This is a genomic window from Rhizobium sp. GW821-FHT14E12 (genome assembly GCF_058803745.1).
Genome location: NZ_JBXAPH010000001.1, coordinates 276,988 through 291,141 on the forward strand (window position 1 = coordinate 276,988; position 14,154 = coordinate 291,141).

General features: G+C 62.1%; 14 protein-coding genes. 6 read left to right on the plus strand and 8 right to left on the minus strand.

The window, feature by feature from the left end:
* Position 1: 1 nt before the first annotated feature.
* Together moaC and AC1RO0_RS01405 are read left to right on the plus strand one after the other, a co-directional pair.
* On the plus strand, positions 2 to 496 hold the full coding sequence (gene moaC / locus AC1RO0_RS01400; RefSeq protein ID WP_498591185.1) for a cyclic pyranopterin monophosphate synthase MoaC: 495 nt from the start codon (positions 2 to 4) through the stop codon (positions 494 to 496).
* 3 nt (positions 497 to 499) lie between these two features.
* Entirely contained in the window at positions 500 to 1,726 is a 1,227-nt protein-coding gene (locus AC1RO0_RS01405) for a molybdopterin molybdotransferase MoeA (protein ID WP_498591186.1), read from the plus strand.
* A 66-nt stretch (positions 1,727 to 1,792) separates the two neighbouring features.
* Here the strand turns inward: AC1RO0_RS01405 and gnd are convergent, their stop codons facing one another.
* Positions 1,793 to 2,818, minus strand: coding sequence for a phosphogluconate dehydrogenase (NAD(+)-dependent, decarboxylating) (gene gnd / locus AC1RO0_RS01410; protein WP_498591187.1), 1,026 nt, complete (start codon positions 2,816 to 2,818; stop codon positions 1,793 to 1,795).
* A 200-nt stretch (positions 2,819 to 3,018) separates the two neighbouring features.
* Here gnd and AC1RO0_RS01415 point away from each other — a divergent pair, with 200 nt between their 5' ends.
* Entirely contained in the window at positions 3,019 to 3,396 is a 378-nt protein-coding gene (locus AC1RO0_RS01415; RefSeq protein WP_498591188.1) for a VOC family protein, read from the plus strand.
* Here the strand turns inward: AC1RO0_RS01415 and AC1RO0_RS01420 are convergent.
* Positions 3,372 to 4,505 (minus strand): citrate synthase, encoded by a 1,134-nt coding sequence (locus AC1RO0_RS01420; RefSeq protein WP_498591189.1) that lies wholly within the window; start codon positions 4,503 to 4,505, stop codon positions 3,372 to 3,374. The genes AC1RO0_RS01415 and AC1RO0_RS01420 overlap by 25 nt on opposite strands.
* An 84-nt stretch (positions 4,506 to 4,589) precedes the next feature.
* Here AC1RO0_RS01420 and AC1RO0_RS01425 point away from each other — a divergent pair, with 84 nt between their 5' ends.
* Complete coding sequence (locus AC1RO0_RS01425; RefSeq protein WP_498591190.1) at positions 4,590 to 5,678, plus strand: citrate synthase/methylcitrate synthase; 1,089 nt, start codon at positions 4,590 to 4,592, stop codon at positions 5,676 to 5,678.
* 10 nt (positions 5,679 to 5,688) lie between these two features.
* On the opposite strand, the gene AC1RO0_RS01430 is transcribed toward AC1RO0_RS01425, so the two are convergent.
* Positions 5,689 to 6,564, minus strand: a complete 876-nt coding sequence (locus AC1RO0_RS01430) for a LysR family transcriptional regulator (protein WP_498591191.1) — start codon at positions 6,562 to 6,564, stop codon at positions 5,689 to 5,691.
* A 98-nt stretch (positions 6,565 to 6,662) separates the two neighbouring features.
* On the opposite strand from AC1RO0_RS01430, the gene AC1RO0_RS01435 reads away from it, so the two are divergent.
* On the plus strand, positions 6,663 to 7,262 hold the full coding sequence (locus AC1RO0_RS01435) for a LysE family translocator (protein ID WP_498591192.1): 600 nt from the start codon (positions 6,663 to 6,665) through the stop codon (positions 7,260 to 7,262).
* A gap of 27 nt (positions 7,263 to 7,289) precedes the next feature.
* On the opposite strand, the gene AC1RO0_RS01440 is transcribed toward AC1RO0_RS01435, so the two are convergent.
* From AC1RO0_RS01440 to AC1RO0_RS01455, 4 genes are all read right to left on the minus strand, one after another.
* Complete coding sequence (locus AC1RO0_RS01440) at positions 7,290 to 9,149, minus strand: CHASE2 domain-containing protein (RefSeq protein ID WP_498591193.1); 1,860 nt, start codon at positions 9,147 to 9,149, stop codon at positions 7,290 to 7,292.
* A gap of 13 nt (positions 9,150 to 9,162) precedes the next feature.
* Complete coding sequence (locus tag AC1RO0_RS01445; protein ID WP_498591194.1) at positions 9,163 to 9,696, minus strand: FecR domain-containing protein; 534 nt, start codon at positions 9,694 to 9,696, stop codon at positions 9,163 to 9,165.
* A gap of 86 nt (positions 9,697 to 9,782) precedes the next feature.
* Positions 9,783 to 10,832, minus strand: a complete 1,050-nt coding sequence (locus tag AC1RO0_RS01450) for a HoxN/HupN/NixA family nickel/cobalt transporter (protein ID WP_498591195.1) — start codon at positions 10,830 to 10,832, stop codon at positions 9,783 to 9,785.
* A 139-nt stretch (positions 10,833 to 10,971) separates the two neighbouring features.
* Positions 10,972 to 11,367 (minus strand): rhodanese-like domain-containing protein, encoded by a 396-nt coding sequence (locus AC1RO0_RS01455; RefSeq protein WP_498591196.1) that lies wholly within the window; start codon positions 11,365 to 11,367, stop codon positions 10,972 to 10,974.
* 69 nt (positions 11,368 to 11,436) lie between these two features.
* On the opposite strand from AC1RO0_RS01455, the gene ftrA reads away from it, so the two are divergent.
* Positions 11,437 to 12,474 (plus strand): transcriptional regulator FtrA, encoded by a 1,038-nt coding sequence (ftrA, locus tag AC1RO0_RS01460; protein WP_498591197.1) that lies wholly within the window; start codon positions 11,437 to 11,439, stop codon positions 12,472 to 12,474.
* Here the strand turns inward: ftrA and pyrG are convergent.
* On the minus strand, positions 12,437 to 14,065 hold the full coding sequence (gene pyrG / locus AC1RO0_RS01465) for a CTP synthase (protein WP_498591198.1): 1,629 nt from the start codon (positions 14,063 to 14,065) through the stop codon (positions 12,437 to 12,439). The two genes, ftrA and pyrG, sit on opposite strands and share 38 nt — an antisense overlap.
* Between the last annotated feature and the right edge of the window lie 89 nt (positions 14,066 to 14,154).

A 14,154-nucleotide genomic window follows, 5' to 3' on the forward strand; every position in this document is an offset into this window, starting at 1 on the left:
GATGAGCACGGAGAAAACCGGCCTCACCCATATCGGCGCTTCCGGCGAGGCGCATATGGTCGATGTCGGCGACAAGGCCGAGACGGTCCGCATCGCCACCGCCGAAGGCCATGTGGTGATGAAGCCGGAAACGCTGGCGCTTATTCGCGAAGGCAACGCCAAGAAGGGTGATGTCATCGGAACTGCAAGGCTCGCCGGCATCATGGCCGCCAAGCAGACCGCCAATCTCATCCCGCTCTGCCATCCGCTGATGCTGACCAAGGTCACGGTCGATATTGCCGAAGACGACGCCCTGCCCGGCTTGCGGGTCACCGCCACCGCAAAGCTCACCGGCCGCACTGGTGTGGAGATGGAAGCGCTGACGGCGGTGTCCATCGCCTGCCTCACCATCTACGACATGGCCAAGGCTGCCGACAGGACGATGGAGATCGGCGGCATCAGATTATTGGAGAAATCCGGCGGCAAATCCGGCGATTTCCGTTACCCGGAGGCCTGACGCATGAGCCTTTTACCCGTAGCTGACGCCCAGGCGCGGCTGCTGAACAGCGCAACGCCGCTCCATCGCATCGAAAGCGTGACACTTGATCTCGCCGAGGGCCGGGTTCTCGCCAAGGATCTCTCCGCGCGTCTTACACAGCCGCCCTTCGACGCCTCGGCGATGGATGGCTATGCGCTGCGTTTCGAGGATGCCGCCGAGCCGGGCGCGGAATTGACCGTGATCGGCGCTTCCGCCGCTGGCCATGCTTTCGAAGGTGCGGTCGGCAAGGGCGAAACGGTGCGTATCTTCACCGGTGCGCCGGTTCCTGCTGGAACCGATACTGTGTTGCTGCAGGAAGATGCCGAACGGCCGGAGGATGGTCGCATTCGCACGACTTACCCTCTGCGCAAGGGGCAGCATATCCGCCCGCGCGGCCAAGATTTTGCCGAGGGTGAAGTCGTGCTTCCGGTCGGCACGGTGATGGATTTCTCGCGACTAACAGTTGCCGCCGCCATGAGCCATCCGGCGCTCGATGTTTATCGCCGCCCGCTGGTGGCGATCCTTGCGACGGGCGATGAGTTGGTGACGCCCGGAGCCGAGCCCGGCCCCTCGCAGATCATCGCGTCGAACACCTTCGGGATCGCCGCACTTGCCCGCAGCGCCGGCGCGCATGTGCTCGATCTCGGTATCGTCCCAGACGACAAGGCGGAAATTACCGCCGCGATCGGCCGGGCGCAGGTGGCGAAGGCGGATGTCATCGTCACGCTCGGCGGGGCCTCCGTCGGCGATCACGATCTGGTGCAGGCGACGCTCATTGAAGCGGGAATGCAGCTCGATTTCTGGCGGATCGCCATGCGCCCCGGCAAGCCGCTGATGGTCGGTAGCCTCGGCGAAACCCATGTGCTCGGGCTGCCCGGCAACCCGGTCTCCAGCCTCGTCTGCGGACTGTTGTTCCTGGAACCACTGATCCGCAAGCTGGCGTCTCTACCGCCGGTGAAGCGCGAGGCTACGGCCCTGGCTGCCATACCCCTCAAGGCTAATGATCAACGTCAGGACTATGTCCGCGCGACGCTGACGAAAGCCGCCGACGGCTCTTGGTTGGCAGAGCCTTTCTCCAAGCAGGATTCATCGATGATGAAGGTCTTTTCCCGCTCGGATTGCCTTATCATCCGCCCGCCGCATGTGCCCGAACTTGCTGCCGGCTCCCCATGCCAGGTTCTTCTGTTGCGCCCAGACTTGCTGGGTTAAACCGAATACAAAAATGCCGGGCAGTTTGAGCCGCCCGGCACGAATGTCATCAAAACTGTAAAGCGATTACTTGACCGGCTTCTCGTGGTGGCCGCCGAAGCCTGCGCGCATGGCCGACAGCACCTTGTTAGCATAGTCGTCATTGCCGCGCGAGGCGAAGCGGCCGTAGAGGGCGGCGCTGAGCACCGGCGTCGGGACACCTTCGTCGATCGCGGCCGAGATGGTCCAGCGGCCCTCGCCCGAATCCGAAACGCGGCCGGCATATTGCGACAGGGCGGCATCGCCATGCAGCGCGTCGGCGGTGAGGTCGAGCAGCCAGGAGGTGATGACGCTGCCGCGGCGCCAAACTTCGCTGATTTCGGCAATGTCGAGGTCGTACTGGTAGTATTGTGGATGGGACAGCGGCGCGGTTTCCGCGTCGGCTTCGGTGGTCTGCTTGCCGACATTGGCATGACGCAGCACGTTGAAGCCTTCGGCATAGGCAGCCATCAGGCCGTATTCGATGCCGTTATGGACCATCTTGACGAAGTGGCCGGCGCCGGAGGGGCCGCAATGCAGGTAGCCCTGCTCGGCCGTGCTGGCGTTTGCGGCTTCTTCGGAGCGCATCGGCGAGGGAAGAACGTCGCCGACGCCCGGTGCGAGCGTTGCGAAGATCGGCGACAGGTGTTCGACGGTATCCTTTTCGCCGCCGATCATCAGGCAATAGCCGCGCTGCAGGCCGAAGACGCCGCCGCTGGTGCCAACGTCGACATAATGGATGCCCTTGGATTTCAGTTCCTCGGCACGGCGGATGTCGTCATGGTAATAGGAGTTGCCACCGTCGATGACGATATCACCCTCGTCGAGCAACGGAAGGAGTGCTGTAAGCTCCTGGTCGACGATCGCAGCCGGCAGCATGAGCCAGACAGCACGGGGACGGGCGAGCTTCGATACGAAATCTTGGAGCGAGGTGCTACCGGTGGCGCCGAGTTGCTCAAGGGTCGCGACGCTTTCCGGACGCGCGTCGAGAACGACGGCGGTATGGCCGCCCTTCATCAGACGCTGCACCATGTTGCTGCCCATACGGCCAAGGCCAATCATTCCGATTTGCATGTTTCAGTCTCCCAAGGAAGGATTTGTATCGGTTGAAATCTCAATAAAGACATTTAGCCGTCTTTGCCAATGAACAAATGACGGGCGAGCTATGCAGCCGCGCGGGATCAGAGCGAAAAATGCAGTGCTCACGCATCTGTGATATTGCCTGGCGCTGGCAGGCTGCGATGCTATCGGCATAGACCATCTCTGGAGCCAATATGCTGGATCACGTCACAATCGGAGTGAGCGATGTCGAACGGTCGAAGGCCTTCTACGACAAGGCTTTGCTTCCCCTCGGCATAGAGCGCCTATACGCCGAAGGCGCGACGTTTGCCGGATATGGGATCAGGCCAAAGGCCTTCTTCTGGATAGGGCAGCGAGACCTGCCGCAAACCAGCGCTCACATTGCCTTCACGGCTGAGGACAGAGCGGCCGTAGATCGGTTCTACGAGGCTGCCCTTGCCGCCGGAGGGCTGGACAATGGGCCTCCCGGCATCCGGCAGCACTATCACCCCAACTACTACGGCGCCTTCATCCTCGATCCAGACGGACACAATATCGAGGCCGTCTGTCACTCGACCGGCGGGCCGACATAACGCGCGCGCGGCCGGATGAGATGACCGCTTGTCGACTGTTCCATGGCATGCGCCAGCCAGCCGACCGTGCGGGCAAGCGCGAAGATGATCATCGGCGCGTCCTCAGGCAGATGATAGGCTGACGTCATCGCCGTCAGCGCAAAGTCGACATTGACACGTTCTCCAACGAGGTCTTCGGCTACGCTCCGAACCTCTGCGAACAAAGGCGGCAGGTTAAAGCATGAGAGCAGCGCCTTGGCGCGCGCGTCGCCATCCGGATAGAAGGGATGCCCGACCGCCGGCACCGGTCGGCCTTCCGCCAGATAGCCGCGCACCGCCTCCTCCGCCCCGATCGCGGCGGCACGGGTGACCAGCGAGCGCACGCTTTGCCACGCGCCGCCATGCAGCGGCCCAGTCAGGGTTGCAAGACCGGAAAGTGCGGCGGCTGACAGCGTCGCTCCGGCGGAAGCGGTGATCCGCGCCGTGAAGGTCGAGGCGTTGAGTTCGTGATCGGCAAAGAGAACCAGGCAGCGGCGGATGAGGTCGCTTGCATCCGGTCTCTCCCAAGCCGTTGCCAGGCGTTCATGCAACGGCAGCGTCGACGCCCCCGGTGCCAGTGCTACCGCAACGGTGCCGAACACGCTTTCGGCTTCGTTCTGCAGCGCCGGCAGCGAGCGTCCAAGCGAAGGCAGGTCCGTCGTGGCGCGCCCGGCAAGGGCAGAAAAGGCAGCGCTCAGGGCGGGCAATCGTCTATCGCCACCCTGCCCTTCCAGCCGCAGAGGCCGCTTCATATCCCAGAGCAGGACCACGATTTCCTCCAGTGTCGCATGGTCGGCAAGCCCGGCCGCATCCCGCCCGCGATAGAACAGCCGACCGTCTGAAACCGTCGACAGTGCCGAAGGCAGCACCGGATCACCCCATTGGATCGCCTCGGCCGCCACCGTCTCTGTCTTGCGCCGTCCGGCATGGCGCGCCGCCAGCCGTTTGACGTCATCGGTGTAGTAGAGGCTGCGCCGCGTATCCGCCGGATCGGGCTTTGCACGGATGCGGCCACGGCTGACATTGGCGTACAACGTCTGCGTTTTTGTGCCCAGCAGGGTCAGCGCCTGCTCCGCCGTCAGCCAGCTCATAAATCCTCACATTGATCAATTCCGTCAAGATTGACGTCAATGAAAATAGGACTGATCTAAACGCATAGTCAAAGGAGAATGATGATGAAAAGTGGTCTTGAAGATGTCATTGCTGCCGAAACCAAGCTGTCCGATGTCGACGGCGCTGCCGGCCGGCTGATCATTCGCGGCGTGTCGCTGGACGATCTGGTGGCGACGAGCCGTTTCGAGGATGTCGCAGCGCTGCTGCTCGACGGTCTGTTCGAGGAGCATGCCGATGCTGCAAGCATCAAGACGCAGCTGGGCGCGGCTCGCGTAGAGTTGTTCGCGCATGTCGGCGCCGCCGATCCGGTGTTGTTGACCCTGCCGCCGGTCGAGGCCGTTCGGGCATTGCTCGCCCGCATCGAGGACGGCGAGGATTTCGCGACCGCCATCCACCTGATGGCGGCACCGGCTGTTTTCCTGCCCGCCGTGCTGCGCCTTCAGAACGGTGAGACGCCGATCAAGCCCGACGCCTCGCTGTCGCAGGCGGCCGACATCTTGCGCATGCTGACAGGCAAGCGCCCGACATCAGAGCAGACAGCCGGCCTCGACGCCTATCTAGTGACGATCTCCGACCATGGCCTGAACGCTTCCACCTTCGCCTCCCGCGTCATCGCCTCCACCCATGCTGGCCTGACTTCGTCGGTGCTGGCTGCGATCAGCGCTCTCAAGGGACCGCTGCATGGTGGCGCGCCCGGCCCGGTGCTCGACATGTTCGACGCCGTCGGCGAGCCGGCCAACGCGCGGGCCTGGCTGTCGCAGGCGCTTGATCATGGTGAGCGGCTGATGGGCTTCGGCCACCGCATCTACCGCGTCCGCGATCCGCGCGCCGATGCCTTGAAGACAGCGCTCAAGCCGATTTTCACAAGTGGTCAGGCGGACGCCGGTCGCATCGCGCTCGCCGAGGCGATCGAAACTGCGGCACTTGCACTCCTCAAGGAGCGCAAGCCGGATCGTCCCCTCGATGTCAATGTCGAGTACTACACGGCGCTGCTGCTTGACGCTCTCGGCTTTCCGCGCAACGCCTTCACCGGCGTCTTTGCGATCGGCCGCACGGTCGGCTGGATTGCCCATGCGCGCGAGCAGACATTGGACGGCCGTTTGATCCGCCCGCAGTCACGTTACGTCGGCCCGTTGCCGAAGGCTGCGTAACAAATATATCTCATGCGGCCGTGACCTGTCGCGGCCGCATCAGCCCCTCGCGGATGTGGCGGGCAAGCTCAGTGGCGGGAGGCGTTGCTTCGCTTTTCGGCAAATGGAGGTTGACGGAGAAGACCGGCAGCTCCGGCAGGCCGTCACTGGTTCCGAGAATATCGAGATCTGCCGGAACGGTGGAGGCGAGCCAAGCGGTAACCGCAAGGTCGGTTCGGACCGTTGCGGTCGTCGCTTCGATATTGCCGTTCTCGAATACTGTTCGCCAGCGACGTCTATCATCGGCGAGTGCAGCGAAGACAGATGGCCGGAAGGCGCAAGTGTCGGCCACCATCGAAATCGGCAGCGGATCTTTGCGGTAGGCATTGCCCGCTCTGGCACCGACCCAGACCAGCCGGTCGATCGCCAGGCATTCCCCCGTCGACGAGCCGAGCGGTTCTTCCACGATGCCGAGATCGATGCTGCCATCGTCGAGTGCCCGCATCAGTTCCGGCGATGAGGCGCAGACCAGCGAAATCTCCACCTGCGGATGACGTTCGGCATAGGATTTGAGAACCGGCGCCAGCGTCGTTCCGATCAGATCATAGGGCACGCCGAGCCGCACGCTGCCTTCGACTGTACTCTCCGTCATGTCGGCCCAGATATCGTCATTGAGAATCAACAGTCGGCGCGCATTGCCGAGCAGTCGCTCTCCTGCATTCGTCAGCCGCAATCCGCGCTTCTCCCGCTCGAACAAGGTACAGCCAAGCATATCCTCCAGCCGTTTGATCTGTTGGCTGACGGCACCCTGCGTCATGTGCAGCGTATTGGCGGCAATCGTCATGCTGCCGTGGTCAGCGACGGCGACGAAGGTTCTGATCAGGGCAATATCGAAGTTCCGGCTCATCCATCCATTATAGATGCTAATGCACCACCCCTTCAACATTCGTTCTTATGATGGCCGCGATTCGCCTATGTCTCCGTTGAAAACGGAGATTGCCCCGCATGACCATCGATGCCCTCTTGCCCCTGATCTTCTTTGCTCTGATCTCGACCATCACGCCCGGCGGTGCCACGACGCTTGCGACCGCATCCGGCGCGCATTTCGGCTTTCGCCGGTCGATCCCCGTCATGGCCGGCTGCGCCATCGGTCTTGGCTCGATCGCCTGCGCCGCAGCGGCCGGGCTCGGAGGCCTGTTGACGGCCCTGCCCGCATTGCAGATCGCGATGAAAGCGCTGGGATCGCTCTACCTGATCTGGCTTGCCATCCGGATCGGCCGCAGCGGTCCGCCGCATCTTTCCGGCGATATGGTGAAGCCCACCAGCTTTGCCGCCGGCGTCTGGATGCTCTGGTATAATCCCAAGGGCTGGGCGATGACCGTTGGCGCGGCCGCCTCTTTCGCCGCCCTGGCGAGCAGCCCTGCCACCTTGGCGATCCTGCTCGGGGCGACCTTCTGCCTTGTCGCCGCTTTCTCGCTAGCGGTCTGGTGCGTCCTCGGGCAAATGCTCGGACGCTTGCTGAAAACAGCATGGCAATGGCGCGTGCTCAATGCCTCGCTCGCCTGTTTGCTCGTGATCTCCATCATCCCAATGTGGCGCGGATAGAGCCTGAAATATTAAGGGCGTTCCGGATCATGCATGGCTGCGCCAGAGCCATATCACCAGGGATCCGGCGCGGCCGCGCACGCTTGTTTCGAGCGGACCTTCGAGCCTGCCTTCGATATAGGGCAGGCTGTCGTGTCCGGCAGAATGCAGTAGGTCGTTGCTGATGGCGATCTCGGCCTGATTGCGGGCGGCCACTTCCATCAGTCGGCTGGCAACATTGACCGTGTCGCCGGTCGCGGTGATCTGCTGACGGCCTTCACCACCGAGTCTTGAGGCGACGATGGTGCCGAAATGCGCGCCGATCTTGAAGCCGATGCGCGAAGCGGTCGCCTCCGGCAGCGTGCCGAGCCAGCCTCTCATCCGGTCGGCGAGGCGAATACAACAGCGCGCCGCATTGGCGGGATCGGTTCGCTTCGGCTGCGGCAGGCCGAAAAGGATCATCGCGCCGTCTCCCATGAAGCTGGTGATGGCGCCGCCGCTGGCTGTCACCTCCTCGTCGACGAGATTGTAGAAACCATTCAGCAGCTCGCGCACGGCGGCTGGGCCGATCGCCTCGCTGAGGCCCGTAAAGCCGTTGATGTCGATGAAGACCACCGCTGCCTCCTGATGCACTGGCTCCGCGAGAAAGCTGGGGTCGTGGGCAAGATGTTCGGCAAGACCGGGCGCCTGGATGCGCTGCAGGCGTTCGCTCTGCTCGGCAAAGCGCCCGGCCTGCCTGCGGCCGAGCCAAAGTTGCGCCGCACCGAAAAGCAGCGCCGGCGGCACTGTCGCCGCGATCGGCAAGGCGGCACTTAGCCATATCCCGTGCTTGAAGGCGCTGAGGTTGATCCCCAGCCAGGCAAGGGCGACGCAGAGCGCCATGATCAGGCCGATGGTGTTGCGCCGCCAGGCAAGCAGGCTGACGATGACGAGCGGCAGGCCGACGGCGAAATAGAGGTCGATGAGACGCACGCCGCGGTCGCGGATGAGGCCGTCGCCGGCGACCAGATGCGTGATCGAGGTGGAGATGACTTCGACACCCGGCAGTACCGGATCGAAGGGAGTGGGAAAGACATCGCCGCCGCCGGTGACGGTTGCGCCGATGACGACGATATGATCCCTGATCGCCTGCTCCGGCAATTGTCCGTTCAGTGCCGCGCTGGCGCTGATGGTGCGGATCGTGCCGCGCGGACCATAGAACGAGAGCGGCATCAGATAGCCGGTATCGGTATGCACCGAACGGTCGCCGATCTTGATGTGGTCGGAAATGACCGTCGGGTGTTCGCCGGTCGCCGCCGAAACGACGCGCAGCGAGAAGGAAGGTTCGATCCGATCACCGCTGCGAAACAGCATGGGCACGAAACGCGGCGTTCCCGTCTTGTCGGTCTGCACATTCACGACGCCATAGCTCGCAGCCTCCGCGAAGCGCTGCTGCGGCTCCAGGAATTGCAGCGCGCTGGGCACGCGGGCGAGAGGTTCCTTGCTGTCGTCGGTGACGCGCTGGCGGCTTTCCGGAAAGATGCCGGCGGCGGCCAATACGATATTGGTTCGCCTGAGCGATTGCTCCAGCGCCGCATCGCCGGCTTCATCGCCCGGATCGACCAGAAGCATGTCGAGCGCGATGGCTTTCGGCCCTAACGCGGCGATCGCATCTATGATTGTGGCGAGGCTGGCGCGGGGCAACGGGTAGCGTCCAGCCGCCCGTGACGCCTCGTCGTCGATGGCAACAATGGTGACGATATCGGGCGGCTGGCGGCTGCCACCGACGGCATTCCTGAGGTTCGTCAGCGTCGCCTCGGCGCCGTCGATGAAGGGAATATCACCGCGCAGATGAGTGATACCGAGGCCCAGACCCCAGACGGCGGTCAAGACAAGCGCGATCAGCGTCTGGAGCGGCGGTCTGCGCATGGGCGTCAGGATCTCACTGGCCGAGACGGGCCATCAATGCGTTTATGCGCGGTTGTCCCCAGCGCGTGACATGCAGCGGAGAGCGGCCGCGGTCAGCATCAACGCCCTGCCATTGCCCGAGCGTAACGCCTTGCCCTGTCGAAACCTTGTTGACGGCGACACGGCCGCGCAGCACCAGCACGGATGTCTTGCCATGCTGCGCATCGACCGCCCATCGCGTGCCCCGGACGGCTGCTATCGCCTGCGGCGTCACCACTTCGAACCCGCCTTGAACGCGACTGCTGTCGACATCGACCAATGCTGCCTTGCTGTTGAGCACGATAGCATCCACCTGACCGTCGCGATTCCGGTCCGCAAGCCGGTAGCGTGCCCCGCGTTCGACGGTAATGCTAAGCCCCGGTTCGCAATTCAGGGTCTGTCGCTCGGCGCTGACCGCCGGCCGCAGCGAGCAGTTCGCGGCGGCTTGCGCAGAGGCCGACCCGACGCTGATGGCGCAGAGAACACCTGCAGCCAGCACAACGCCGAGAATATCGCTTGTCCGGATCATGATTGTGCCCCCTCCTCGCATGTAACCAAGGCCGAGGACGACGATCTCCAGTCGCGGCATTCTCGATCCCTGGAGCCGATGATGCGTCAGGAGCGGTTGATCTGCAAGTTATCGTAGCCCCCGGCCTTGTAGAGGACAGTCGAAACCAGCCAGCTCAAAAGGAAGATGCCGACGATCGCGAAGCCGAAATTGGCAAGATTGTCGTTGAGATTGCCGATGAAGCTCCAGACACCGCCTTCAAGGCCGAGCTTATCGGAGATCAGCCCTATCGCCTCGATGCCGCCGATGAAGATCGCGACGACGACCGACGCGGCGGTGATCGTCAGATTGTACCAGAGCTTGCGCACCGGCTTGATGAACGCCCAGCCATAGGCGCCGGTCATCAATGTGCTGTCGATGGTATCCATCAGCGACATGCCGGCCGTGAACAGCGCCGGGAAGATGAGAATCGTCCAGAAGGACATGCCTTGCGCCGCCTGCGCCGCCGAAATGCCGAGCAGACCGATTTCCGTTGCCGTATCGAAGCCGAGGCCGAAAAGGAAGCCGATCGGATACATATGCCAGGAGCGCGTCACCACCTTGAACATCGGGCGGAAGATGCGCGCGAGAAAGCCGCCACCTGCCAGAAGCGCGTCGAGATCCTCGTCAGCGATCTTCTCGCCCCGTCTTGCCCGGCTGAAGGCCGACCAGACGCCCTTGAGCACGAACAGGTTGGCTACACCGATGAGAAGCAGGAAGACGGCCGAGACCGTCGTGCCGATAACGCCGCCGATATCGTGGAACGATTCGAACTGTCCCTGCATCGCAGCCGCCGTCGCGGCAATGAAGATCGAGGCGAGCACGACGATGCTGGAATGGCCGAGCGAGAAGAAGAAGCCGACGGCGTAGGGCTGCTTCTTCTCCTGCATCAGCTTGCGCACCACATTGTCGATGGCGGCGATGTGGTCGGCATCGAACGCATGCCTGAGGCCGAACATATAGGCCAGAAACGCGGTGCCCAGCAGCGACGGCCTGTCGGAGAAGGCAACCCATGCCCAAATCCAGGCGGCGATGTTGAACGCAATCAAGATAATATAGGTGACGGCGATCTTGGTCTTCGACCGCTCGATCCGGTCGTCAAATGGATTGAGTATCATACTTTTGTTCCCAATGTGCTTACCGGCAAATTGCCATGGAAATGGGAACAGCGCGACAGTCAAATGACGTAGGGGCGGAATTTTTTTTGCGGTGCAAAATAGAAGCCCGGCGAGAACCGGGCTGCCTTCCGTTGACGCCCTACCCTCGCTCGAAAGTTAACTCCTCGTCTGCCCAGCCCGTCATGCCGCCGATCATGACTTTGACGCGCTTGCCAAGCGTGCCAAGCCGCAAGGCCGCCTTGTCGGTTCCGTTGCAATGCGGGCCGGCGCAGTAGACGACAAAGAGCGTATCATCCGGCCATTCCGCCATTCTTCTCGCTGTCATCTTGCCATGCGGCAGGTTGATTGCGCCGGGTATATGTTGCTGTTCGAACAGAGATGGCCCGCGAACGTCGAGCAGGACGAAGTCGGCATTTCCCGAGGTGATGGATAGCTGGACATCGGAACAATCCGTTTCGAATGCTAGTTTCTGGGCGTAATATTCGGCGACCGCGTTGGGAGAAGCGGCGGGTATTTCACTGACACGGCTGGACATAAAAGGCTCCTGCGTTGGTGTTGCGGGAACATTCATGCCGCGAGCATCTCCCTGTTGAAATTGGCTGAAATGCCATATAGCGTAAAAATCATGCCAAACACCTCCACTCCCGTTCTTCGCGGTCCGCATGTCGTCGCTCTTGTCTATGACGGGCTCTGCACTTTCGAATTCGGCGTTGCCTGCGAAATCTTCGGTTTGCCACGACCGGAGATGGGAGAGGATTGGTATCGCTTCTCTGTTTGCGGCATCGAGGATGGTCCTCTGCGTGCCGCCGGTGGCCTGCGAATCCAGGTCGATCACGGTCTTGATATTCTGCGGGAAGCCGATCTGATCATCGCTCCCGGTTGGCGCGGAATAGCCTCTCCCGTTCCCGAGCCGTTGATCACCGCGCTGCAGGCTGCCAGTGATCGCGGCGCTCGCGTCATGTCGCTGTGCTCGGGCGTTGCCGTTCTCGCTGCCGCTGGATTGCTGGCGGGGCGGAAGGCGACGACGCATTGGCGCTATGTCGATGCCATTGCCGCTCGCTATCCCGATGTCACCGTCGATGCGGATGTACTGTATGTCGACGAGGGTGCTGTTCTGACCGCGGCCGGAAGTGCCGCGGCGATCGATCTTTGTCTCCACGTTGTCCGCAGAGACTTTGGGCCGGAGGCGGCAAACAGCGTAGCGCGCCGGCTCGTGGTGCCTCCCCATCGCGAAGGCGGTCAGGCCCAATATATTGAAACGCCGGTGTTGCGTCAGCGCGAGGGGGCCAGACTAGGTCCGTTGCTCGACTGGATGCGCCAGAGGCTGCAAGAGGAGCAGCCGATCGTCACGTTGGCTGAACGTGCCGGAATGAGCGTGCGGACATTTCAGCGTCGTTTCGAAGCGACGACCGGCATGGCGCCGGGCGAATGGCTTCTCGCTGAGAGATTGAGATATGCTCGCGATCTTCTTGAAAAAGAGACGGCGAGATCGCTGGACGATGTTGCCGTCGCAAGCGGTTTTGGTTCGCTCGCCACGATGCGTCATCATTTTCGGGAAAAGCTTGCGGTCAGTCCAAGTGACTACCGCAAGCGATTTTCAGCTACTAAACCAGACGGCTCTGTTCCGTCGCAGCTTCGATGAAGCTCGAGAACAGCGGATGCGGTTCGAGCGGGCGTGACTTCAGTTCCGGGTGGTACTGAACGCCGATGAACCAGGGATGATCGGGATATTCGACCGTTTCGGGCAGAATGCCGTCCGGCGACATGCCGGAGAAGATGAGGCCGCAATCTTCCAGCCGATCCTTGTAGTCGATATTGACTTCGTAGCGGTGGCGATGGCGCTCGGAAATATCGGTCGAGCCGTAGATTTCGGAAATCTTCGTGCCCTTCTTCAACGCGGCCTTATAGGCGCCGAGGCGCATCGTCCCGCCGAGATCGCCGGATTTCGTGCGCTTCTGCAGCTCGTTGCCCTTGAGCCATTCCGTCATCAGACCGACCACCGGTTCATCGGTCGGGCCGAATTCGGTGGATGAGGCATGTTCAACGCCGGCAAGGTTGCGCGCCGCTTCGATGACGGCCATCTGCATGCCGAAGCAGATGCCGAAATACGGCACCTTGCGCTCGCGGGCAAAGCGCGCCGCCAGGATCTTGCCTTCGGAGCCGCGTTCACCAAAGCCGCCGGGCACGAGAATGCCGTGGACCTTTTCGAGATACGGCGCCGGGTCTTCCTTTTCGAAGACCTCCGACTCGATCCATTCGAGGTTGACCTTGACGCGATTGGCGATCCCACCGTGATGCAGCGCTTCGATCAGCGACTTATAGGCATCCTTCAGGCCGGTATATTTGCCGACGATGGCGATCGTCACCTCGCCTTCCGGCGTGCGGATGCGATTGCAGACTTCTTCCCACTGATCGAGGCGCGGCTTCGGCGCCGGCTCGATGCCGAACGCGGCCAGCACTTCGTTGTCGAGGCCTTCCTTATGGTAGGCCATCGGCACGTCGTAGATATTCGCAACATCGAGTGCCTGGATGACGGCGGACTGACGGACGTTGCAGAACAGCGAAAGCTTGCGGCGCTCAGCCTCGGGGATTTCCCGGTCGGCGCGCACCAGCAGGATGTCGGGATGAATGCCAAGCGCCTGCAGTTCCTTGACGGAATGCTGGGTCGGCTTGGTCTTCAGCTCGCCGGCCGCCGGAATATAGGGCATCAGCGTCAGGTGAACATAGACCGCGGTGCCGCGTGGCAGATCGTTGCCGAGCTGGCGGATCGCTTCCATGAATGGCATCGCTTCGATATCGCCGACCGTGCCGCCGATCTCGCAGATGACGAAATCATACTCGTCATTGCCTTCGATGACGAAGTCCTTGATCTCGTTGGTCACATGCGGAATGACCTGGACAGTCGCGCCGAGATAGTCGCCACGACGTTCCTTGTCGATGATGTTCTTGTAGATGCGACCGGTGGTGATGTTGTCGGTCTTGGTGGCCGAGCGACCGGTGAAGCGCTCGTAGTGGCCGAGATCGAGGTCGGTTTCCGCGCCGTCGTCGGTCACGAAGACCTCGCCGTGCTGGGTCGGGCTCATCGTGCCCGGATCCACGTTCAGATAGGGGTCGAGTTTGCGCAGGCGGACCCGATAACCACGGGCCTGCAACAACGCTCCGAGAGCCGCGGCCGCAATTCCTTTTCCGAGGGAAGAAACCACGCCGCCAGTGATGAATACATATCGCGCCATGGGAGTCACCGGATACCTTTTAACAAACGATTCTGCCAGCCCTAAAATTCGTTTCCGGAATTTTGGACACAGAACACGGAATTTCGACA